Below are 20,286 nucleotides of genomic sequence, written 5' to 3'. Positions count from 1 at the left end.
GGTAGCGGGGCTCATTCCTGCCCTTCAGTACTCGATATGGTGATTCATCGGGTACTGAAGGGCAGGAATGAGCCCCGTTTCTTGCGGTTCTTTAGAAAAGAAAATCACTATAAAATTGATTATCAGAAAATAATGAAAACTCTCTTCTCTATAGCTTTTTCGATGGTGCTGGTTTGGGCTAAGCCGATTTCAGCCCAGCAAGTAGTTCCACCACTCAAACGAGAGTTTCTCGACTCAAACTTTGTAGCTGTTGCTTCCGTTGCTGATGCCCGTTACCGCCGCGAAACAGAATACAAAGACAGTGTGGGTGGGGAACTACGGGACTATTTTTTGAGTGGCAGGCTGCAAAGCAGTTTAACCTATGAGCATTTCAAAAAAATATTGCTCATGGTACTTTTCAGAGCTGGTACGAAAGCGGCCAACCAGAATGGCACCAGGAATTTGCGCACGGGCAGCAAATCGGCGAAGCACTTCACTATTACCGCACCGGTCAGGTGAAACGCCGGGAATCGTATGTGGCGGGTAAGCGGATTGCAGGAAAATGCTACAATGTCCAAGGTCAGGAAGTACCTTACTTTGAGTACCAGGTGCTACCGACTTTTCCGGGCGGTGTTGATGCCTTGATACAATTACTTGGACGGTCAACTATCTACCCTAGAGAGGCAATCAAGCGTAATCTGCAGGGCAAGGTAATGGTGCAATTTGTTGTGGATACGGTTGGCATAGTGCGGAATCCCAGTATCATGCAAAGCGTTGATCTGTTGTTGGATGCAGAGGCAGTGCGCGTGGTACTGTCCTTGCCGAGATTCACCCCGGGGCGGCTCGATGGACGTGTGGTACCCGTATCCTACACAGTACCCATCACCTTTGTGCTCAAAGAACCGCTGCTCATGAGGCGGCGGAGGGTGGATGAGTGAAGGGTTGAGTGGTGCAGTAATCTTGCTGCTTTTTTTCTTCAGTAGCAGTAGGTGAGTTTGGGTGGTCCCGTTCAGGAAAGGCCCACTAGGCTACTGCGGCGCTCCAGCAGCAGCGTGTCGCGCCAGTGGCCGTGCAGCTGCCCGATTCGCTCGCGCCGGCCTACCACCCGAAACCCGGTGGCTTCGTGCAGGCGCACGCTTGCCGTGTTTTCGGGGAAGATGCCGGCCTGCAGCGTCCACATGCCGTGGGCTTCGGCCTCGGCCACCAGCGCGGCCAGCAGCAGCCGGCCCACGCCCTGGCCGCGGGCCTCGGCGGCCACGTACACGCTCACCTCACCCACGCCCCCGTACACGCACCGCCCCGAAACCGGCGACAAAGCCGCCCATGGCCGGTGTCGCTCAGGGCCACCAGGCGGCTGTGGGGCAGGTGGCCCCGGTCCCAGTCGTCCCAGGTGGGGGCTTCGGTGGCGAACGTGGCCTGGCCGGTGGCAATACCGGCGTCGTAGATGGCCCGAGCTTCGGGCCAGTGAGCAGCAGTGAAGGGTTGGAGCAGCATGGTCTGAAAATACAGAATATCCCGCTGCCATCTCCCGTTGCAGGCTTACCGCCGAATCTGTCTTTGGCAAGCGCGCCGACACAATAAAAAGCCCACGGGCGGCCAATGACTGGCCGCCCGTGGGCTTTTTACAGAAAGATGTAGCCGGGAAGCTGCCCGCGTAGGCAAGGAGCGCCCCCGGGCCGCAACTAGCGCACCAGCGGACTGGCCCAGTCGAGAATACCGCCGGCCAGGTTGTGTACCTGGCCGAAGCCGGCCTCGCTGAGCTGGGACGCGGCCTTGGCCGAGCGGGCTCCGCTACGGCAGTACACGTAGGTGGGGCGGTTCGGATTGAGTGTGGTGATGCGCCGGGCAAAATCGAGGCTGGTCACGTCGATGTTGAGCGCGCCGGGCAGGTGGCCGGCGCCAAACTCATCGGAGCGGCGCACATCCACGAGCACCGTGCCGGACTGGCGGATACCGGCCGCGAACTGGTCGGCGGGCAGGTCCCGGTAAGCAGCAGTCTTCGTTGACTTTAAAATGTCAGACATGATAAACGGAAAAAGGATGAGGAAAGAATTCGGAGAAAGCAACGGCCACTCTGGCCGCGCACGCCAATTCCGGCAATGCAGAATAGGTATACGGGCCCGGGCGGATAAATGAAATCGGATGCCTGCAAAAGCCGGCTGGGAAACCTGGGCAGGTCCTTGGAAAACGGCCTGCAAGGGGTGTGCTGGTATTGTGCGGGTGACAGACCCAAACCAATATTAGCCGAAAGCGCAGAGCTGTTGTTGAGCAGCTTGCCATCAGTAGGCTGCCGCAACGCTGCAAGGCAAATCCGGCGGATAGGCCGGCGGAGCGTGAAGGAAATTAGAGTAAATATATGAACATATTTTCATGTATTTAAGTTGCTGGCATTCCTGTTTCTTAACTTAATACCTGCTTTCGCAACGGCCAAACGCTGTTGAAACGCACGCTTGCGGCTAAGTTGCTAGTAGTTAGTTGCCACGGGCTTTCGTGCTGACATTCGGCAACACGCAAAGACCGGCAAAAAAACGCCCGACCCGGGTTCCGGGTCGGGCGCATCGGCGGCGGAGGGCGTGGGCCGGCGGGCCGGCTACGGCAGCGTAAACGAGAGGTCGGCGCTGATGAGGTTGGCGGTCAGGCCGGTGCTCTGGCGGTAGTAGGCGTAGCGGATGTCGAGGGCCTTGAACTTGGCCACCCGGCCCTTGAAAGGCGTCTTGAAGCGGCTGATGCCGTACACCGGCGAGTAGCGCAGCCCCAGCCCGAACTTGTTGGCCGAGAAATCGGCCAAGTCGTAGTCGGAGGTGTAATACTCGTTGGTGACGGAGTGCGCCAGGTAGGGCGCGAAGTAGTCGGCGGCGGTTTGGGTGTGGTAGCGGTAGAAGGGGTAGAGCACGAAGAAAGGCGTCACCTTCACCGGCGCTTCCAGCTCAAACGTGTGGGCCGTGATGCCGAAGTTGTCGTTGTAGAAGCGGTAGTAGCCGCGCAGCTGCACCAGGTCGGTGGCGTAGTAGTTCAGGCGCAAACCCACCGGGTATTTCAGGCGCTGGCGGGGCAGCAGCTCGGTTTTGGCGGTACCATAGCCGCTGCCGGTTTCGCGGAAGTACACCCGATGGAAAGGTGTGCTCAGCAGTCCGCGCTGGGCCACCAGCTCGGTGCTCACGGCCACCTGCAGGCGCTGGCTCAGCACCTGCGAGTACACGATGTTGAGGTTGTAGCTCTGGCGCGTGGTGCCGCCGGTTGGGTCCGGCGTGTTGCGCAGCTCCACGGGCCGGATAACCGTCACCTGATCCAAAAACACCTGGCCGGCCACGCTCAGCTCGCGGTTGCCGTCGGCGGAGGCGCGGGCCCAGGAGCCCGATACGTTAAAGGACAGGTAGTCGTACTCAGCCGAGAAGCCGGCCCCGACGCCCACAATCGTACGCTTATCGGCCAGCTGGCGCGCCAAACCCAGGTCCAGGTGAATGCGCGTATCGCTGGAAGAAGGCGACGAATTCACCTGGTCGATCCGGTCGGTGGAGGCCGAGGAGTAGTAGTCCATGCCCAGGTTGGCCGAGAGGCGCGTCACCGAGTCCAGCGGCACGTTCAGGATGATGGTGGGCGTGAGGTCGGTGAGCTGCTGGGTGCCGATGCCGCCTTCCACGGCGCCGCGGTTGCCATCCTGCGAATAGTAGCTGGTGAGGATGTTGACCTCAGTTTCGCCGTGGTTGCTGGGGTTGGGCGGGCTGGGAGCCGTGGTATTGGGCGTGCCGTAGCCGTCAATGCGGTTGGGCGTAGGCGTGGCCTGGGCCCAGGCCAGCGCGGGCAGCAGCGCCAGCAGCAGGGCCGCGGCGCCGCGTAACACAAAGGGAGAAGAAGTGTGGGGCATGTAGAGGGGCTTAATCAGGGAGGAAGGAGCAGGCATGCGGGAGCCGCTGCGCGGCGTGGGGCCCGGCTCAGGGCCGGTGGCCCGTCGGATCAGTTGCAGCCGCAGCCGCCGCCCACTTTGCCGCCGTTGGCCCCGCCGGCGCCTTCGCGGTAGCTCTGGAAGTTGGTTTCGTACACCTCAATGCGCTTATTGCTCAGCTTCATGTCCTCGTCGTTGAGGTACACTTTCTGGTAAGCAGCTACCGAAACGCAGCTGCTCAGGCCGCTGCCGCCGGCCAGCAGCAGGCCGCCCAGCGTCAGCCGGGCAAGGTTGGGAAGAGTCATGGAATTGGTCATGGCGTTGGAGTAGCGGCTTTGGTGGGCTGCGTGGAGTAGTAGTTGAGGGCCATGCCCTTGGATGCCAGGGTGCGGCCGTCGTTGGTGATGAGCGTGCAGTCCACCCCTTTGAGCTTGTTGATGAAGGCCAGGCCGGCTTCGGGGCCTTTCACGAACACTACTTCGTCGAGGCCGTCGGCCAGCTCCACATCGGGGCAGATGATGGTGACTGAGCGCAGGCCGGTGGCCGGATAGCCGGTTTTGGGGTCGATGATGTGGCCGTAGTACTGGCCTTTCACCGTGAAATACTGCTCGTAGTTGCCGGCCGTCACCACGGCCACGTCGGTCACCGTCAGCCACGACGACACCGATTGCGGGTAGGCCGGGTCGCCGATGGCAATGCGCCACAGCGAGCCGTCGGCCTGCCGCCCCCAGCACGACACGTCGCCGGAGCCGTTGATAAGGCCGCCCCGAATGCCCATCTGCCGCATCAGGGCCTGGGCGCGGCGCACCCCGTAGCCCTGCAGGATGCCGGCTAGGTTCAGGCGCATGCCCTTGTCCTGCAGCATCACGGAGTGCGTGGCCGGGTCGAGCAGCACCTTGCGGTAGTCGATGCGGCGCACGGAGGCCTGCACCACGGCGGGCGCCGGCAAAGCGGCGTGCTCCTGCTTATCAAACTTATAGATCTTCTCGCCGCCGGCGAAGGTGATATCAAACGCGCCGTCGCTGAGGGCGGAGAGCTTGAGCGTGCGCTGAATCAGGTCGTACACTTCCTGGTCGACCACCACCGGCCGCAGCCCCGCCGCGCGGTTGATCTGGGTGATCTGCGAGGTGGAATCCCAGTAGGAGCACAGCCGGTCGATGCGCTGCCCCTCCCGGATGCCGGCCCGCACCGCCCGCCACGCCAGCGAGTCGTCGTCGGAGACGGCCGTGAACGTGAAGTGCGAGCCCATCAGGCGGGCCGAGCGGGTGAAGTTGCGCGCCTTGGCCGGCGTGCTTGTGGCCGGCACCTTCCCCGCCGCCGACGTTTGCGCGTGAGTTGGGCAGGCGCCGGCCAGCAGGCTGCCGAGGGCCAACACCAACGGCGCTTTCCGCGGAAGGAAAGCGCCGGACCATGTGAGAAGAGTGCGCACCGGAATTATTTTTTAGCCAGCAGTTGCGAGAGGTAGGCGTCGTAGGCAGTGGCGCCGCCGGGGCGGTAGCCGGTTTTGGCCAGCACCTTGCCCTCGGGCGAGAGCAGCACCACCAGCGGAAATGCGCCTTCCTTGTTGAGTTGAGCCGCGGCCTGCTCGTTGATTTTGGTCTGGGTGGCGGGCAGCTTGTTTTTCTTGCTGCGCGGGAAATCGAAGCGGGCCAGCACGAATTTGTCTTTGGCAAACTGCTCGAACTCCGGCTTATCGAACACTTCCTGCTTAAGCATGATGCAGGGCTTGCACCAGTCGGAGCCCGAAAAAACGGCCAGCACGGGCTTGTTGGTGGCTTTGGCCTGCTGCATGGCGGCCGTCAGATCGGTGTTCCAGGAAGCGGGAGCCGTCTGGGCCTGGGCCCGGGCACCAACGGTGATCAGCAGAGCGGAGAGGCAAAGGGCAGGGAAGCGCATGGGCGGAAACAGGTCAGGTGAAGAATTAAAATCAAATTAAAACATAAACCGTGCTACCCGTACGATCCCCGCCCCGGATTGGTGCAATCTTAAGTTGATTTTAAGGCAGCGCTAGCCCGTGATGCGCAGGGACGTGCCGGTCTGCACCACGGTGTACTGCTTGAGGCCCTGCGATACCGGCCCGCTCACCACGGCGCCCCCCACCGTAAACACGGCGTTGTGGTTGGGGCAGATGAAGCGGCTCTGGCTTTGGTTGAAGTACACGCTGGTGCCTTGGTGGGGGCAGGGCGCCTGGAAGGCAACGTAGGCGCCGGCCGTGGTCTTGGCCACTATCACGTCGCGGTTGGGGCCGTAGATGTAACCTTTGGCGTCGTCGTTGAGGTCGGCGCTGCTGCTGGCCGCCAGGTCCACGGTGAAGTCGACGTTGGTGGCCGGAGTGGGGGCCGGGTCGCTGCTTTTGCTGCCGCAGCCGCCCAGGCACGCCGAAGCCACCAGGGCCGTGGCGCCCATGCCAAAAAGCTGCAGGAATTCTTTGCGGTCCATTGCTGAAGGAGTTGCCATGAGGAGCCTAAGGCTGGGAATGAAAAGCTAAAACAAAAACGAGGAAAGCCGCCTGCGCGGATTGCCTCGGTAGCTAGGCGTCTGCCGCACCGGCCGGCCGGCGTCGGCTGCCAGCCGGTACGGCGGTCCGGGCAAGCCGCGGAAGCGCAGCCGGCTGGCAATCAGGGAGTGCGGATGGAAGCTGCAGGAAATGGAATCAGGCGAATAACGAGGTTGTGGGTGAAATTCAGGTGAGTCAGACCTTAATATTCACTTAAAAAACGAGGTTTGGTGTCCGCTATTCGTCGCCTTGGCCCTTGCCCTGCTCGGCGGCCAGAAAGTAGGCGCCGTGTTGCACCACCCGCAGCGTGTCGCGCAGGGTCTGCAGCGGCGTCACCGCCACGTCGCCGTGGGCCGTGGTGCCGGGCTTGAGCCTGAAGCGCCGGAAGGTGGCGGTGCTGTCGGTGGCGGCGGTCTGCACATAGGCGTAGCTCACCTCCCCGGCCTGAATGATGGCATCTTCGGGCAGGGTGCGCACGCGCTGGCCGGCCGTCTGGATGCGGGCGGCCACGTACTGGCCCGGCAGCAGGTTGTCGGCGTCGTTGCCTTCGAGATGGGCGTGCACGGCCACGGTGCGGGCGTTGTCGTCGAAGGCCTTGCCCACCAGGAAAATGCGCGCCCGCAGCACCGGGCCGGTAGCCCCGCGGGCCGGCACCGTAAACAGAATGGGCTGGCCCAGCTGCACGCGGGCAATGTCGCGCTCAAACACCTTCAGCTGCAGGTGCAGGTCGGAGCGGTCCACCACCTCCACCAGCACGTCCTGGGGGTTCACGAACTGGCCGGGGTTGATGCCCACGGTTTTCACGTAGCCGCCCAGCGGCGTGGTGAGCGTGACGGTGGGCTGAATCTGGCCGGAGGCAGCCAGGCGGCTGGCCGAGATGTTGAGCTGGGCCAGCTGGGCGGCCAGGCTGCGTTGGCTGGCCTGCTCGGTGGCGTAGTCGGCCTGGGCCTGCTGCAGCTTGCGCTTGGCCCCCACGTCTTCCACATCCAGAATGCGCTGGCGCTCCAGGTCCTGGCTCAGAAAGCGGGAGCGGGCCCGGCTCTGCAGGTAGTCCTGCTGCAGCTTGATATAGTCGGGGTGGCGCAGCACGGCCACTACCGCGCCTTTTTTCACGAACTGGCCGGGCAGCACCTTCACCTGCTGCACATAGCCGCCCAGCACCGCCGAAATAGATACCATGTTCTGCGGCGGCACGTCGATGATGCCGTTGGCCATCACCTCGGAGGCCATGTTCTGGCGCGTAAACCCGCCCAGCGTGATGCCCGCGGCCCGGGCCTGAGCGGCGGAAATCGTGACCAGGTCGGGGTTGGCGGGAGCGGCCGGCGGGGCGGGCGGCGCAGCGGCATCGGCTTCGGTGGAAGCGCCGCCGTTGCAGGCGGCCAGCAGGCCCGCCAGCGTTGGCATCAGCAAAAAGAGCGTCAGGGAAGAAGAAACGGATTTCATAAAGCAAAAGCGCCTGGGCGCGGGGTAAACAGGTGAAGATACTGGGGAAGGAGAGAGGCGCATCAGTCGGCGCCGCTGAGGCCCTGCAGGGCAATGACGTACTCGTTGTACTGCTGCACCTGGTCGAGGTAGGCCTGCTGGATCTGCCAGGCCGGCTCGGTGTTCACCACGTAGGTCACGTAGTCGATGTCGCCGGCCCGGAAGCTCTTCTCAGCGGTGCTCAGGATGAGTTTCGCCTGAGGCAAAGCATATTGCTCGTAGTAGCTGACGGAGGCGCGGGCGCGTGCAAGCTGCTGCCGGATCTGGCCCAGCTGGCCGGACAGCTGGGTGGTGGCGTAGGTGAGCTGGTTGGCGGCCACCTGCTCGCCGAGGCGGGCCGCCGCAATGCGGCCCTTCTGCGCGCCGCCCAGCAGCGGCACCGAAATGCCGCCTTGCACCACCTGGAAGCCGCGCTCCTTGTTGATGGTCTGGTTGAAATAGCCCACCCGCACGTCGGGCAGGCGGCGCAGCTGCTCCACGCGGGTCTGCAGCTGGCTCTGGGCCACTTCCTGCTGCAGCAAGCCCAGGGTGGGGTTGGAGTCGGCAGAAAGGGTGGCCGTATCGGCGGGGCTGAGCTGGGCCACGAGGCTGGCGCTGGTGTCGATGGCGGCGGGCAAGCCGCTTCCCAGCAATAGCGCCAACTGCTGTTGGCGCACGGCCAACTCGGTGGCCGTGGTGGCCAGCCGGTTCTGCAGCTCCCGCGAGCGGGCCTCAGCCGATACCTGCTCCAAACGGTTGGTTTCGCCCACCTGGTAGCGGATGCGGGCGGCGCGGGCGGCCCGGCGGTAGAGGCTGTCCTGGCGGCGCAGCAGGGCAGCGCGGCGGTACGTCAGCAGCAACTGCGAGTAGCTGCTGCGGATGTTCTGGCTTAGCTCGCGGCGCTGCACCCGGCCGCGCTGCTCGGCCGTGAGGGCCTGGCTTTCCAGCAAACGGCGCTGGGCGGCATACACGTTGGGCAGGGCGGTTTGCTGAATGACGTTGAAGCTCTGGTCAATCAGGCCACCCGAAATCTGGCCCCGTTGGTAGTCGAGCACGGTGCGCGGAATGTCGTAGCCGGTGCGGGTGAGGGCCCGCTGCTGCTGCACCTGCAGCGCCGAAGACTGCACCGACAGGTTCTGGCTGAGGCCGGTTTGCAGCGCCTGCTGCAGGGTAAGCGGGCCGGTAGGGGCGAGCGGCGCGGGGTTGGTTTGGGCGAAGCCGCCGAAGGGCAGCAGGAGGAACAACGCTAGGCCTAGCGCCAGGGCCTCACCCCCCGGCCCCCTCTCCCGTGGAGAGGGGGAGCCACGGCGGCGCGGTTCTGAATCGTCCGGCTCCCCCTCTCCACGGGAGAGGGGGCTGGGGGGTGAGGTGCTAGTTGGCTCGGCAGCCGGCGCCTCCTCGTCGTCATTCGTAAAGAAGGTGTAGAGTACCGGCAGCACCAGCAGCGTGAGCAGCGTGGCCGTAATCAGCCCACCGATGACGACGGTAGCCAGCGGCTTCTGCACCTCGGCGCCGGCCGAGGTGCTCAGGGCCATCGGCAGGAAGCCCAGCGAGGCTACTGAAGCCGTGAGCAGCACCGGCCGGAACCGCTCGGCGGTGGCCCGCATGACCCGCTCGCGCACGTTGCGCACGCCTTCCAGGGCCAGCTCGTTGAGGCTGGCCACCAGCACGATGCCGTTGAGCACGGCCACCCCAAACAGCGCAATAAAGCCCACGCCGGCCGAAATGCTGAACGGCATCCCGCGCAGCCACAGCGCCAGAATGCCGCCGATAGTGGCCAGCGGAATACCCGTAAAAATCAGGGCCGCCTGCTTCACCGACTGAAACGACAGATAAAGCAGCAGGAAAATCAAAGCCAGCGAAATGGGCACCACCACACTCAGGCGGGCCTTGGCCTGCTGCAGGTTCTCGAAGGCGCCGCCGTATTTGATGGTGTAGCCGGCGGGCAGCTTCAGGCCCTTGTCCAGCCGGCCCTGAATTTCCTCCACCAGGCTCTGCACGTCGCGGCCGCGCACGTTCACCCCGATGTTGATGCGGCGGCGGGCGTCGTCGCGCGAAATCTGAGCCGGGGCGCTGCGGTAGGCCACGGTGGCCACTTCCTCCAGCGGGATTTTCTGGCCCGTTGGCGTATCCACGTAGAGGTTGCGCAGGTCCTGCAGGCCCTGGCGGCTGGCGCTGTCGAGGCGCACCACCAGGTCGTAGCGCCGCTCGCCTTCGTACACTTGGCCGGCCACGTCGCCGGCAAACGAGGTGCGCAGCAGCGCGTTCAGGTCGGCGATGCGCAGGCCGTACTGAGCCATTTTCTGGCGGTCATAAGTCACGCGCAGTTGCGGCAGGGCCGCAATCTGCTCCACTTTCAGGTCGCCGACGCCGGCCAGCGGGCGGATGAGGGCGGCGGCCTGGTTGGCCTTCTCGAAGAGTAGCGCTAAGTCGTCACCATAGATTTTGATGCTGATATCTGACTTGGCCCCCGAAATCAGCTCGTTGAAGCGCATCTGAATGGGCTGCTGAAACTCCATGCTCACGCCCGGCACGCCGGCCAGGGCCTGCTGCATCTTGTCGGCCAGCTCCTCGCGGGAGTGCGCCGAGGTCCAGTCTTTCTGGTCTTTGAGAATCACCATCTGGTCGGAGTCTTCAAACGACATGGGGTCGGTGGGGATTTCGGAAGTGCCGATTTTGCCTACCACCTGCACCACCTCAGGGAAGTTCTTCAGCAGAATCTGCTGCACCTGGGTGGTGGCGGCAATGCTCTGGCTCAGCGACGAGCCGGGGGCCAGCGTGACGTTTACGGCGAAGTCGCCTTCATCGAGCTGTGGAATAAACTCGCCGCCCATGCGCGAAAACAGCCAGCCGGCCAGCACCAGCAGGGCCACGGCCGCTACCACCACCGCCCCGCGCAGCCGCAGGGCGCCCTCAATCAGGGGCTTGTAGCCGCGGTACAGAAACTTCATGATGCGGTCGGCGAGGGTGCCTTCCTCCTTGATGTCTTTGCGCAGGGCCCACGCCGACACGGCCGGCACGTAGGTGAGGCACAGCAGCATGGCGCCCATAATGGCGAAGCTCACGGTCAGGGCCATGGGCCGGAACATCTTGCCCTCGATGCCGCTCAAAGCCAGAATGGGGAAGTACACGATGAGGATGATGAGCTGCCCGAACAAGGCCGAGCGCATGAGGCGGGTGGCGGCCGTTTCGGCCACCTGGTCCATGGTTTCGTGCTCGGTCTGGGCCCGGAAGTGCACGATGTGGAAGATCATGGCTTCCACGATAATCACGGCCCCATCAACGATCAGCCCGAAGTCCAGCGCGCCTAAACTCATTAGGTTGGCCGACACGCCGAACGTGCGCATCATGCCCAGCGCAAACAGCATGCACAGCGGAATCATGGAGGCTACCACCAGCCCGGCGCGCCAGTTGCCGAGCAGCACCAGCAGTACCATCAGCACAATCACGGCGCCTTCGAGCAGGTTGCGGCTCACGGTTTCGATGGCCTTGTCGATGAGCTTGGTGCGGTCCAGGAAGGGCAGGATTTCCAGGCCGGCCGGCAGGGTTTTCTCGATTTCGGCCACCCGCTCCTTCACGCCCTTGATGGTTTGCTCGGAGCTGGCACCTTTCAGCATCAGCACAATGCCGCCCACGGTTTCGCCCTGGCCGTTGCGGGTCATGGCGCCGTAGCGCACCGAGTGCCCGAAGCGCACATCGGCCACGTCGCGCACCAGCAGTGGCGCGTTCTGGCTGGCCTGCTTGATGACGATGGCGCCGATGTCCTGCAGCGAGTTCACGCGGCCTTCGCCCCGGATAAAGTAGGCGTTGGGGCCGCGCTCCAGGTAGCTGCCGCCGGTGTTGGCGTTGTTGTCCTGCAGGGCCGTGAACAGCTCGGGCATGGTTACGCCGGCCGCGTTGAGGCGGTCGGGGCTGACGCTCACCTCGTACTGGCGCACCATGCCGCCGAAGCTGCTCACGTCCACCACGCCGGGCACGCCGGCCAGCTGGCGCTTCACCAGCCAGTCCTGCACGTCGCGCAGGGCGCTGAGCGAGTAGCGGCTTTCGTAGCCCTTCTTCACCCGGATGCTGTACTGGAAAATCTCGCCCAGGCCGGTGGTAATCGGGGCCATCTGGGGGCGGGCGTTGTCGCCAAGGTCGGGTTGGGCGGAGGTCAGCTTCTCGGCCACCAGCTGCCGGGTCTGGAGCGTGGGCACCTCGTCGTCGAACACCACGGTAATCACCGACAGCCCGAAGCGGGAAATCGAGCGGATTTCCGTGACGCCGGGAATAGTGCGCAGCTGCAGCTCCAGCGGCACCGTGAGCAGCTGCTCCACTTCCTGCGCCGCCAGTGCGGAGCTCTGGGTGATGACCTGCACCTGGTTGTTGGTCACGTCGGGAATGGCGTCGAGGGGCAGGTGCAGGGCCGAGTAGCCGCCCCAGCCCACCAGGGCCACCACCATCAGCACCACCATCAGCTTGTTGCGGATACTGGCGGCTATGATTTTAGAAAGCATCAGAAGTCGGGTAGAAGAAAAAAAGGAAGCTGGCTGGGGCGCTGGCAGCAGGCCGGCACAGCCCTGCAGGCGCGGCCGAAAGCAGCGCCTGCTTTGCCGCCCGGCTCAATGGCCAGGCGCGTTCAGGGGTAGCCTGCTCTACGGGCAGACTCCCGAAGAAACGCAGCAGGCAGGAAATAAAACGTGGGTAGGGAGGCGCCACCAAAGTAGTGCCGGGCACACTGCGCTAGGCGCAGGGCGGCTGCCAGCGGCCCGAGGCGTGGCCGCTGGGGCAGCAGGGGTGGGCGGCCGGCTGGTAGGCCGGTGCGGGCCAGCTGGCAAAAGCCACGGGCAGCACCAGCGCCGTGGGCAGCGCGCACACCATCGGCACGGCGGCGTGGTGGCAGTCGTGCAGGGGTAGGCCGTGGTGCTCGGTGGGGGTGCGGCCGGAGTGCGCCTGGCGGCCCGCGCTGCCGTAGTGCAGCGCCAGAAACTCGCCGAAGCTGAGGGTGCCGGCCTGGGCCTGATGCTGGCGGTAGTGCTCCAGCAGGTGGGGCAGCCGGCCCAGCTCGGCCAGGTCGTGGCGGGGCAGCAGGCTGCTGGCCAGCATAAGCACACTCAGGAACAGGGAAACGAGGATTTTCATGCCGGAGACTGGCGCTGACGAAGCCAGCGTTGGTGCTGCAAAGAACGGCACCCGGCCTTAACGGAGCCTTAAGCGCAGCTTAAGAGTTTCTTAAAATGCCGGTTTGCGGCCTGCGGCCGGCATCTTGCCGCCGGGTTTGTGGTTAGGTTCGCAGACTGTTTCACGCCTCCCGGCTGCGGCCGCCCGCCTTTTCGTTTCCCTGTCTCTATGCATATTCTGGTAATCGAAGACGAGCCCGGCATTGCCCGCTTCCTGAAGCAGGGCCTGGAAGAAGAGGGCTTTGCCGTGGACGTGGCCGACAACGGCACCGCCGGCCTGACCCAGGCCCTCACCGGCCACTACGACCTGCTGCTGGTGGATTGGATGCTGCCCGGCCTCACCGGGCTGGAGCTGTGCCGGCAGCTGCGAGCCACCGGCGACACCACGCCCCTGATTTTCCTCACTGCCAAAGACACCGTGCCCGACACCGTGGCGGGCCTGCAGGCCGGCGCCAACGACTACATCAAGAAGCCGTTTCATTTCGAGGAGCTGCTGGAGCGCATCCGGGTGCAGCTGCGCCCGGCACCGGCCGCTACCGGCGAAGCGGAGCGTTTCACGGTCGGCCCCATTGTGCTGGATGTGGGCACGCATCAGGTCTACAAAGACCAGCAGGAAATTGCCCTCACCCAGAAGGAGTTTGCGCTGCTGGAGTACCTGCTCCGCCACAAAGGCAAGGTCTGCCGCCGCCAGAGCATCATCGAAAACGTCTGGGATATTCACTTCGAGTACAACACCGGCGTCATCGACGTGTACATGAATGCGCTCCGTAAAAAGCTGGGTTTCAGCAAAGACGATGACTACCTGCAAACCATCCGCGGCATCGGCTACGTCGCCCGGGATTAGGTTTTTAGTTTTTGGTGATGAGGTGCCAAGGAAGAACGTCATTCCGAGTGCAGCGAAGCATCTCGCCTGCTGACACAGGATTACCATTGCAACATCAGCACGCGAGATTCCTCGCTGCGCTCGGAATGACGTTCTTACTTTACCTGTCACCTCATCACCCAAAAAATGCCCTTCACCTTCAAAAACCGGATTGCGCTGCACTACATACTAGCTACGGCGCTGCTGGTGGCGGTGGTGTATGGCGTGGTGTATGGCGTGGTGAAAAACCAGGTGTATGCGGAGCTGGATGGCAGCCTGCGCTTCGAGGTGGCCAAGCACATGCGGGAGCTGGTGGTGGATGGCGGCCGGATGCGGTTTGCCCGCAAGCAGGAGTGGCAGGAGCGGGAGCACCGCGAAGTGCAGGTGAATCCGGTGTTTATTCAGGTGGCCGACCTGCAGGGCCGCGCCACGGACCGCTCGCCCAACCTCAACAGCGCCCGCCTGGAGTTCGACCCGGCCGCTGACGGCCACAGCCCGCTGAACGCGCAGCTGCGCGGGGCGGCCATCCGGCAGCTGCAGGAGCCGGTGCTGCGCAGCGGCCGGCCGGTGGGCTACCTGCTGGCGGCCGTTTCCTCGGAGTCGGCGCGGCACGTGCTGCGGAGCCTGGAAACGGTGCTGCTGGGCTCATTTCCGGTGGTGCTGCTGGTGCTGTTTGGCATTGCGCGGCTGCTGGCGGGGCGCAGTATTTCGCCCATTGCGGCCATCACGGCCACCACCAACCGCATCACTCAGAGCAACCTGGCCGAGCGCATTGCCCTGCCGCCCCGCCCCGACGAGCTGCACACGCTGGCCTCGGCCATCAACCGGCTGCTGGAACGCATGGAAAAAGCCGTGGTCCGCGAAAAACAGTTCACGGCCGACGCTTCGCACGAGCTGCGCACACCGCTGGCCGTGCTCAAGGGCACGCTGGAAGTGCTGGTGCGCAAGCCCCGCAGCGCCGCCGAGTACGTCGAGAATATCACGCTCAGCATTCAGGAAATCAACCGTCTCACGCACCTCGTGGACCAGCTGCTGCTGCTGGCCCGCTTCGACAGCGCCCCCCAGGCTGAGCACCGCCAAGAGCTGCCCGTGCTCAGTAGCGTGCACGATGTGCTGCACCGCCGCCGCGCCGCCCTGGAGGCCCGCCGCATCCGGGTCGACGTGCAGGACGCCGACACGCCGCCCATCCACTCCGACCCCTACTTGGTGGATTTGATTCTGGACAACCTGCTGGACAACGCCGTGAAATACTCGCCGGCCGGCTCCACCATCACGGTGGCGCTGGCCGAGGCCGGCGCCCGCCAGCGCTGCACCATCTCCGACCAGGGCATCGGCATCCGGCCCGAAGACCTGGGCCGCATCTTCGACCCGCTGTACCGCTCCGACGCCTTGGCGCACAAGGAAATTGGGGGCACCGGGCTGGGCCTGTCCATCGTGGCCCGGGCCTGCGCGCTGCTGGCCATTGAGCTGGCCGTGGCCAGTGAGTTGGGGCGCGGCACTACGTTCACGCTGCTGTTTCCGGCAGAATAAGTGGGGAAGCTCCGGCCGGTTTACCGGAATTTGTGATTTAGCGGCAAGACTGTAATTTTGGCTGAGCAGATTGCCAAGCCAGTCGGCTGCGGGCGCTGCTGTGTCTATTATTATCCAGTATTCCCCGCGTGAAACGAATCCTATTTGCCCTGTGGCTGACGGGCAGCAGCGCTGCCTATGCCCAGCAGGCCCCGGCCGGAGCCCAAAGTCTTAACGCTTACTTCAGCGCCCAGCCCGGCAACCATAGCAGCGCGGGCTTTGGCAGCGGCTACCAGCTGCGCACCGATACGGTGGCCGGCCCGAACGGTGCCGGCATCATCCGGCGCTACTACGCCAGCGGGCAGCAGCAGGAAGAGCTGCCCTGCCAGAATCTCAGTAAGCAGGAGCTGCACGGCACCCATACCCGCTGGTTTGAAAACGGCCAAGTGCAGGCCGTGGACCATTTCGTAAACGACCAGCGTCACGGCCAGCTCCTGACCTACTATCCCAACGGGACACTGCGCCGCCGGGAAGACTATGCGCACGGCCAGTCCGTGAAAGCCGAGTGCTTCGGGCCCGATGGTCAGCCGGTGGCCTTTTTCAATTACATCCAGTTCCCGGAATATGCTGGCGGCCTATCTGTGCTGCTGCAAACCATCGGCAGCCGCACCCGCTACCCCAAGGAAGCGATACGCCACGATGAGCACGGGAAGGTGCTGGTCGATTTTGTGATTGATCGGAACGGCACCGTGCAGCAGGCCCGGGTGCGCCAGCATGTAAGCCCGCTGCTTGACGCTGAAGCCCTGCGCGTAGTGAACAGCCTCCGCAGCTGGACACCCGGCCGCCTCGACGGAGAGCCGGTAGACGTGTTTTTCACGCTGCCGGTGACGTTTGCCCTTCGCTGATTTCTTCCGTTTTCTCACCCTCACTATTACGCTATGCGCATTTCTACCCTTGCTGCGGCCATCCTGTTGGCGGCCGTTTCCACCACCGCTTCCGGGCAGGCCTTCACCGACCCCGGCGCCTACAACAACGCCATTGTGGCCGAACAGCTGATCATGCAGAAGAAAAACCTGCGCTACATCAGCAAGGCTGCCCACAGCGAAAACGAGCGTAAGATTGAGGCCCGCCGCCAGGATGTGGTAGCCCAGAACAAAGCCTCGCTGGCTAAAATCTCGCACATGCCCGGCTACGAGGGCAACACCGAGTTCCGCGACCGGGCCAAAGCCGCATTTCAGCAGATGCTGGACGTATATGCCGCCGATTATAAGCAGGTGAACTCGCTGGCCGCCAACCGCACGCAGAGCCTGGAGGCCATGCAGCGCTACTTCGACGCCGTGGAGGCCGCCGAGCAGAAGCTGGAAGTGGCCGGCGACAGTGTAGAAGCCGCGCAGAAGCGCTTTGCGGGGCGCTACAAAATGACCATGAGCGAAGACGCCGAAGCCCGCAAGATGAGCGCCGTCATCCGGCAGGTGTCGGAGGTGAACACCTACCAGCACAAGGTATTTCTGGCGTTCTTCCGGGTGGAAAAGGCCAACGCCAAGCTCACCGATGGCCTCAATGCCCAGAACGCCGCCGACTTCGAGGCCGCCCGCGTGCTGCTGGCCGCCGAAACCGACAAGGCCCTGGCCGAGCTCAACGCCGTGCCCGCCTTCCGCGGCAAAGACACTCAGTACCGCGACGCCACCCGCGACTACGCCAAGTTCTACCTGATCTGGAGCGCCAACCAGTTCAAAAAGATGACCGAGCTCATCGAGAACAAAGACAAGCTCACCAAAGTGGACGTGGATACCTTCAACGGCTACATTAAGGCCTATAACGCTCAGAACAGCAAGCTGATGGACGCCTACAATCGCGCCGCCAACAACTTCCAGGCCGCCTACATCCCAGTCTTCAACGACTAGCCTTATTATCTTCATCCTGAGCGAAGCGAAGGACCTTAGCACGTGGGAGCGGGTCGTTGTCACGGCAGCGGCGCCTACGTGCTAAGGTCCTTCGCTTTGCTCAGGATGACAGTTTTTCTTGGGCAGATAGTTTTAACTTGCGGCCCCGGCGGCCAACCCGCCCAATTCCCTCTTATGGACGACAGCATCAAATCCAAATACCAGCCCGTCATTGGCCTCGAAGTACACGCCCAGCTGCTCACGCGCAGCAAAATGTACTCCTCCGACGAAAACGAGTACGGCGCTTTGCCCAATAACAACCTGAGCGTCATCACGCTGGGCCACCCCGGCACGTTGCCCAAGGTGAACTACTCGGCCGTGGAGTTTGCCATGAAAATGGGTCTGGCTACCAACTGCCACATCCGCCGCGACAACCTGTTTGCGCGCAAAAACTACTTCTACCCCGACCTGCCGAAGGGCTACCAAATCACCCAGGACAAAACCCCGATCTGCCACGATGGCCACGTCGATATCCGGCTGGCGGATGGCTCGGTGAAGAAAATCGGGGTGACGCGCATCCACATGGAGGAGGACGCGGGCAAGAGCATGCACCTGGCCGGCGAGGTGGAAACCCTCGTGGACTTGAACCGGGCCGGCGTGCCGCTCATCGAAATCGTGAGTGAGCCCGACATCCGGAACGCCGAGGAAGCCTACGCCTACCTGGCCGAAATCAAGAAGCTGGTGGAGTACCTGGGCATCTGCGACGGCAACATGGAGGAAGGCTCTTTGCGCTGCGACGCCAATATTTCGGTGATGCGCAAGGATGCCACCCAGTTCGGCGTGAAGGTGGAGGTGAAAAACATGAACTCCTTCCGCAACGTGCAGCGGGCCATCGAGTACGAAATTGAGCGTCAGATTGCGCTGGTGGAAGCCGGCGAAATCATCGACAGCGAAACCCGCGGTTTCGACGCGCAGACCGGTACCACCAACGGCCAGCGCAGCAAGGAAACCATGAACGACTACCGGTACTTCCCGGAGCCCGACCTGCCGCCGGTCATCATTTCCGACGAGTGGCTGCACCGCGTGCAGAGCGAGCTGCCGGCCCTGCCGTCGCAGCTCTACGCCCGTTTCACCGGCGAGCTGGGCCTCTCCGACTACGATGCTACGGTGCTCACGGCTGAGAAAGAAGTGGCCCTGTTCTTTGACGAGCTGACCCGCCTCACGTCCAACGCCAAAGCCGCCGCCAACTGGGTGACGGGCCCCGTGAAAGCCTACCTCAACGAGCGCGCCCTCACGCTGGACCAGTTCCCGCTCACCACCCAGCACCTGGCCGACATCATCCAGCTCATCGACGACAACAAAGTGGGCCAGTCGGTGGCCAGCAAGCAGCTGTTCCCGTTCCTGCTTGACAACCCCACGCACACCGCCGCCGCCGCCGCCGAGGCGCAGGGCCTGCTCCAGCAGTCGGATTCCGGCGCGCTGGAAGCTATGATTCAGCAGGTGCTTGACGCCAACCCGGCCAAGGTGGCTGAGTACCGCGCCGGCAAAAAGAGCCTGACGGGCATGTTTATGGGCGAGCTGATGAAGCTCACCGGCGGTAAAGCCGACCCCAAAATGGCCAACCAGCTGTTGCGCCAGAAACTCGACGCGTAAACCTGGCGAAAGCAACGACGCATGCAACGCACCCCCTGTTAATTGAGCTCAATTAACAGGGGGTGTTTTTTTACCTGATCTTATTTTTATCTCTGATGCAGTATTTCATTCGAATAGTGGCGCTGGCCTCCCTGGTGGCAGCGTCTACTGAAGCCGTTGCACAGCAGCCCCGCCGCCCGGCTCCCAATTATCAGGTGCGTGGCCAGCTCACCAACGCCCCGGCTGGTACGCGGGTGCTTCTCATCGACGACCAAACCGGGCAAGCCATGCCGATAGACTCGGCCCGAACGGATGCGAAAGGCCGTTTCCAGCTGCGAGGCACGGTAGCGGGCCCGGGGGTATATAGCCTGCGGGTAGCCGGCCAGCGCCGGACCACCGACGTAGCCCTGGCGCCCGGCAGCCAGTTGCAGCTGCGTGCCGACGCCACCCAGCTCCGGGGCACCAGCGATATTACAGGCACCCCGGAAGCGGCCGAACTGGCTCGCATGCACCAGGAGCAGTTCCGCCTGATGGCTCACATCGACACATTGGTGCAACGCCGTGCCGTCACCACCGATACAGCCGCCCTCCGCCGCATTGGGCAGGAGTGGGATGCTACGTTTGGGGCGTTCAGGGCGGCCGCCCAGCGCGTGGCCGGGCAGGCGTCGTACGTGGCACCCTACGTGGCGGCCACCTTCCTGAGTGGCACTGATGCCCCGGCCGAAGTAGCGTTCCTGGATTCGGCCACCACCCGCTACGTGCGGCAGTGGCCGGCGTCGCCCCACACGCAGCAACTGCAGCGCTACCAAAGCATGCGCCAAACCACGGCCGTTGGTCGATTGGCGCCTGAAATTCTGCTGCCAACGCCAGCAGGCGCGCCGTTGGCCCTCAGCAGTCTGCGCGGCAAGTACGTGCTGATTGACTTCTGGGCCAGCTGGTGCGGCCCCTGCCGGCAGGAAAACCCCGCGTTGGTACGCACCTATCAGCAGTTTCGGGGTAAAGGCTTTGAGATATATGGCGTGTCGGTCGACAGTAAAAAAGAAGCCTGGCTGGCTGCCATGCAGAAAGATGGCCTGCCGTGGCCGCAGGTGCGCGACGAGCCCTCCGACACCAGCGTGGCCAGCACAGCGTATAACATCTACAAGTTTCCTTCGTCGTTTTTGCTTGACCCGCAGGGCCGCATTATTGCCAAAGACCTGCGCGGCGAAGACCTGACCAAAAAGCTGGCAGAACTGATGCCTTGAAAGCGAAAAAGCCGCAACGGTATTGACATCATCAGCGCGCAGGCAGCAGCTCAGCAGGAGTGAAGCGTATTTCGAGTGGGAAATGCGAACCGGGGCCGGCGCAGTCTTGTTGTGGGCCTCAACCGGCCGCGCTTTTCCCAAATCCGGTTGAAAGTGGCAACTTGCAGCGGCAACGGT

General features: G+C 63.4%; 19 protein-coding genes. 8 read left to right on the top strand and 11 right to left on the bottom strand.

Annotated features, from left to right (window positions below):
* The first annotated feature begins 132 nt into the window (after positions 1-132).
* Together O3303_RS06195 and O3303_RS21940 are read left to right on the top strand one after the other, a co-directional pair.
* A complete protein-coding gene (locus O3303_RS06195) occupies positions 133-498 on the top strand; it encodes a hypothetical protein (protein ID WP_269561194.1) in 366 nt (121 codons plus the stop codon).
* 194 nt (positions 499-692) lie between these two features.
* Positions 693-917: an energy transducer TonB gene (locus O3303_RS21940; RefSeq protein WP_350356616.1), complete on the top strand. Its 225-nt coding sequence runs from the start codon at positions 693-695 to the stop codon at positions 915-917.
* Between the two features lie 71 nt (positions 918-988).
* Here the strand turns inward: O3303_RS21940 and O3303_RS21935 are convergent, their stop codons facing one another.
* From O3303_RS21935 to O3303_RS06145, 11 genes are all read right to left on the bottom strand, one after another.
* Positions 989-1,294, bottom strand: coding sequence for a GNAT family N-acetyltransferase (locus tag O3303_RS21935; protein WP_350356611.1), 306 nt, complete (start codon positions 1,292-1,294; stop codon positions 989-991).
* Positions 1,246-1,473, bottom strand: a complete 228-nt coding sequence (locus O3303_RS21930) for a GNAT family N-acetyltransferase (protein ID WP_350356610.1) — start codon at positions 1,471-1,473, stop codon at positions 1,246-1,248. Before O3303_RS21930 ends, O3303_RS21935 begins: the two co-directional genes overlap by 49 nt.
* Positions 1,474-1,661: 188 nt before the next feature.
* Positions 1,662-2,003 carry a rhodanese-like domain-containing protein gene (locus O3303_RS06185; RefSeq protein ID WP_269561193.1) on the bottom strand — a complete coding sequence of 114 codons (342 nt, stop codon included), beginning with the start codon at positions 2,001-2,003 and terminating at the stop codon, positions 1,662-1,664.
* 566 nt (positions 2,004-2,569) lie between these two features.
* Complete coding sequence (locus O3303_RS06180) at positions 2,570-3,880, bottom strand: DUF3570 domain-containing protein (RefSeq protein ID WP_269561192.1); 1,311 nt, start codon at positions 3,878-3,880, stop codon at positions 2,570-2,572.
* Between the two features lie 53 nt (positions 3,881-3,933).
* Complete coding sequence (locus tag O3303_RS06175; protein WP_269561191.1) at positions 3,934-4,179, bottom strand: DUF4266 domain-containing protein; 246 nt, start codon at positions 4,177-4,179, stop codon at positions 3,934-3,936.
* Positions 4,176-5,237, bottom strand: a complete 1,062-nt coding sequence (locus tag O3303_RS06170) for an FAD:protein FMN transferase (RefSeq protein ID WP_269561883.1) — start codon at positions 5,235-5,237, stop codon at positions 4,176-4,178. Before O3303_RS06170 ends, O3303_RS06175 begins: the two co-directional genes overlap by 4 nt.
* A gap of 59 nt (positions 5,238-5,296) precedes the next feature.
* Positions 5,297-5,758, bottom strand: a complete 462-nt coding sequence (locus O3303_RS06165; RefSeq protein ID WP_052381666.1) for a thioredoxin family protein — start codon at positions 5,756-5,758, stop codon at positions 5,297-5,299.
* A gap of 111 nt (positions 5,759-5,869) precedes the next feature.
* Positions 5,870-6,301 (bottom strand): QcrA and Rieske domain-containing protein, encoded by a 432-nt coding sequence (locus tag O3303_RS06160; RefSeq protein WP_269561190.1) that lies wholly within the window; start codon positions 6,299-6,301, stop codon positions 5,870-5,872.
* 295 nt (positions 6,302-6,596) lie between these two features.
* The gene (locus O3303_RS06155; RefSeq protein ID WP_269561189.1) at positions 6,597-7,802 is read right to left on the bottom strand and encodes an efflux RND transporter periplasmic adaptor subunit; all 1,206 of its coding nucleotides are present in this window, start codon (positions 7,800-7,802) and stop codon (positions 6,597-6,599) included.
* A 62-nt stretch (positions 7,803-7,864) separates the two neighbouring features.
* The gene (locus tag O3303_RS06150; RefSeq protein ID WP_269561188.1) at positions 7,865-12,316 is read right to left on the bottom strand and encodes a CusA/CzcA family heavy metal efflux RND transporter; all 4,452 of its coding nucleotides are present in this window, start codon (positions 12,314-12,316) and stop codon (positions 7,865-7,867) included.
* A gap of 226 nt (positions 12,317-12,542) precedes the next feature.
* A complete protein-coding gene (locus O3303_RS06145) occupies positions 12,543-12,941 on the bottom strand; it encodes a hypothetical protein (protein ID WP_269561187.1) in 399 nt (132 codons plus the stop codon).
* Positions 12,942-13,148: 207 nt separating this feature from the next.
* Here O3303_RS06145 and O3303_RS06140 point away from each other — a divergent pair, with 207 nt between their 5' ends.
* The 6 genes from O3303_RS06140 (at position 13,149) to O3303_RS06115 (ending at position 20,109) form a co-directional block, all read left to right on the top strand.
* The gene (locus O3303_RS06140; protein ID WP_269561186.1) at positions 13,149-13,823 is read left to right on the top strand and encodes a response regulator transcription factor; all 675 of its coding nucleotides are present in this window, start codon (positions 13,149-13,151) and stop codon (positions 13,821-13,823) included.
* A 165-nt stretch (positions 13,824-13,988) separates the two neighbouring features.
* Positions 13,989-15,371, top strand: a complete 1,383-nt coding sequence (locus O3303_RS06135; protein ID WP_269561185.1) for a sensor histidine kinase — start codon at positions 13,989-13,991, stop codon at positions 15,369-15,371.
* 128 nt (positions 15,372-15,499) lie between these two features.
* Entirely contained in the window at positions 15,500-16,255 is a 756-nt protein-coding gene (locus O3303_RS06130; RefSeq protein ID WP_269561184.1) for an energy transducer TonB, read from the top strand.
* A 33-nt stretch (positions 16,256-16,288) separates the two neighbouring features.
* On the top strand, positions 16,289-17,254 hold the full coding sequence (locus tag O3303_RS06125; RefSeq protein WP_269561183.1) for an LIC11966 family surface protein: 966 nt from the start codon (positions 16,289-16,291) through the stop codon (positions 17,252-17,254).
* 174 nt (positions 17,255-17,428) lie between these two features.
* Positions 17,429-18,886 carry an Asp-tRNA(Asn)/Glu-tRNA(Gln) amidotransferase subunit GatB gene (gene gatB, locus O3303_RS06120; protein ID WP_269561182.1) on the top strand — a complete coding sequence of 486 codons (1,458 nt, stop codon included), beginning with the start codon at positions 17,429-17,431 and terminating at the stop codon, positions 18,884-18,886.
* A 95-nt stretch (positions 18,887-18,981) separates the two neighbouring features.
* Complete coding sequence (locus O3303_RS06115; protein ID WP_269561181.1) at positions 18,982-20,109, top strand: TlpA disulfide reductase family protein; 1,128 nt, start codon at positions 18,982-18,984, stop codon at positions 20,107-20,109.
* The last annotated feature ends 177 nt before the right edge of the window (positions 20,110-20,286 follow it).

The organism is Hymenobacter canadensis (assembly GCF_027359925.1).
GTDB classification, from domain to species: Bacteria; Bacteroidota; Bacteroidia; order Cytophagales; family Hymenobacteraceae; genus Hymenobacter; species Hymenobacter canadensis.
Note: the sequence above shows the minus strand (reverse complement) of the source record. Positions and strands in the feature narration are given on the sequence as shown.

Coding starts and splice junctions, on each gene's coding strand:
- O3303_RS21930 (WP_350356610.1), bottom strand. CDS start 1,473: ATGCTGCTCCAACCCTTCACTGCTGCTCACTGGCCCGAAGCTCGGGCC.
- gatB (WP_269561182.1), top strand. CDS start 17,429: ATGGACGACAGCATCAAATCCAAATACCAGCCCGTCATTGGCCTCGAA.
- O3303_RS06175 (WP_269561191.1), bottom strand. CDS start 4,179: ATGACCAATTCCATGACTCTTCCCAACCTTGCCCGGCTGACGCTGGGC.
- O3303_RS06140 (WP_269561186.1), top strand. CDS start 13,149: ATGCATATTCTGGTAATCGAAGACGAGCCCGGCATTGCCCGCTTCCTG.
- O3303_RS06195 (WP_269561194.1), top strand. CDS start 133: ATGAAAACTCTCTTCTCTATAGCTTTTTCGATGGTGCTGGTTTGGGCT.
- O3303_RS06125 (WP_269561183.1), top strand. CDS start 16,289: ATGCGCATTTCTACCCTTGCTGCGGCCATCCTGTTGGCGGCCGTTTCC.
- O3303_RS06145 (WP_269561187.1), bottom strand. CDS start 12,941: ATGAAAATCCTCGTTTCCCTGTTCCTGAGTGTGCTTATGCTGGCCAGC.
- O3303_RS06155 (WP_269561189.1), bottom strand. CDS start 7,802: ATGAAATCCGTTTCTTCTTCCCTGACGCTCTTTTTGCTGATGCCAACG.
- O3303_RS06160 (WP_269561190.1), bottom strand. CDS start 6,301: ATGGACCGCAAAGAATTCCTGCAGCTTTTTGGCATGGGCGCCACGGCC.
- O3303_RS21940 (WP_350356616.1), top strand. CDS start 693: ATGGTGCAATTTGTTGTGGATACGGTTGGCATAGTGCGGAATCCCAGT.
- O3303_RS06115 (WP_269561181.1), top strand. CDS start 18,982: ATGCAGTATTTCATTCGAATAGTGGCGCTGGCCTCCCTGGTGGCAGCG.
- O3303_RS06135 (WP_269561185.1), top strand. CDS start 13,989: ATGCCCTTCACCTTCAAAAACCGGATTGCGCTGCACTACATACTAGCT.
- O3303_RS06180 (WP_269561192.1), bottom strand. CDS start 3,880: ATGCCTGCTCCTTCCTCCCTGATTAAGCCCCTCTACATGCCCCACACT.
- O3303_RS06185 (WP_269561193.1), bottom strand. CDS start 2,003: ATGTCTGACATTTTAAAGTCAACGAAGACTGCTGCTTACCGGGACCTG.
- O3303_RS06165 (WP_052381666.1), bottom strand. CDS start 5,758: ATGCGCTTCCCTGCCCTTTGCCTCTCCGCTCTGCTGATCACCGTTGGT.
- O3303_RS06150 (WP_269561188.1), bottom strand. CDS start 12,316: ATGCTTTCTAAAATCATAGCCGCCAGTATCCGCAACAAGCTGATGGTG.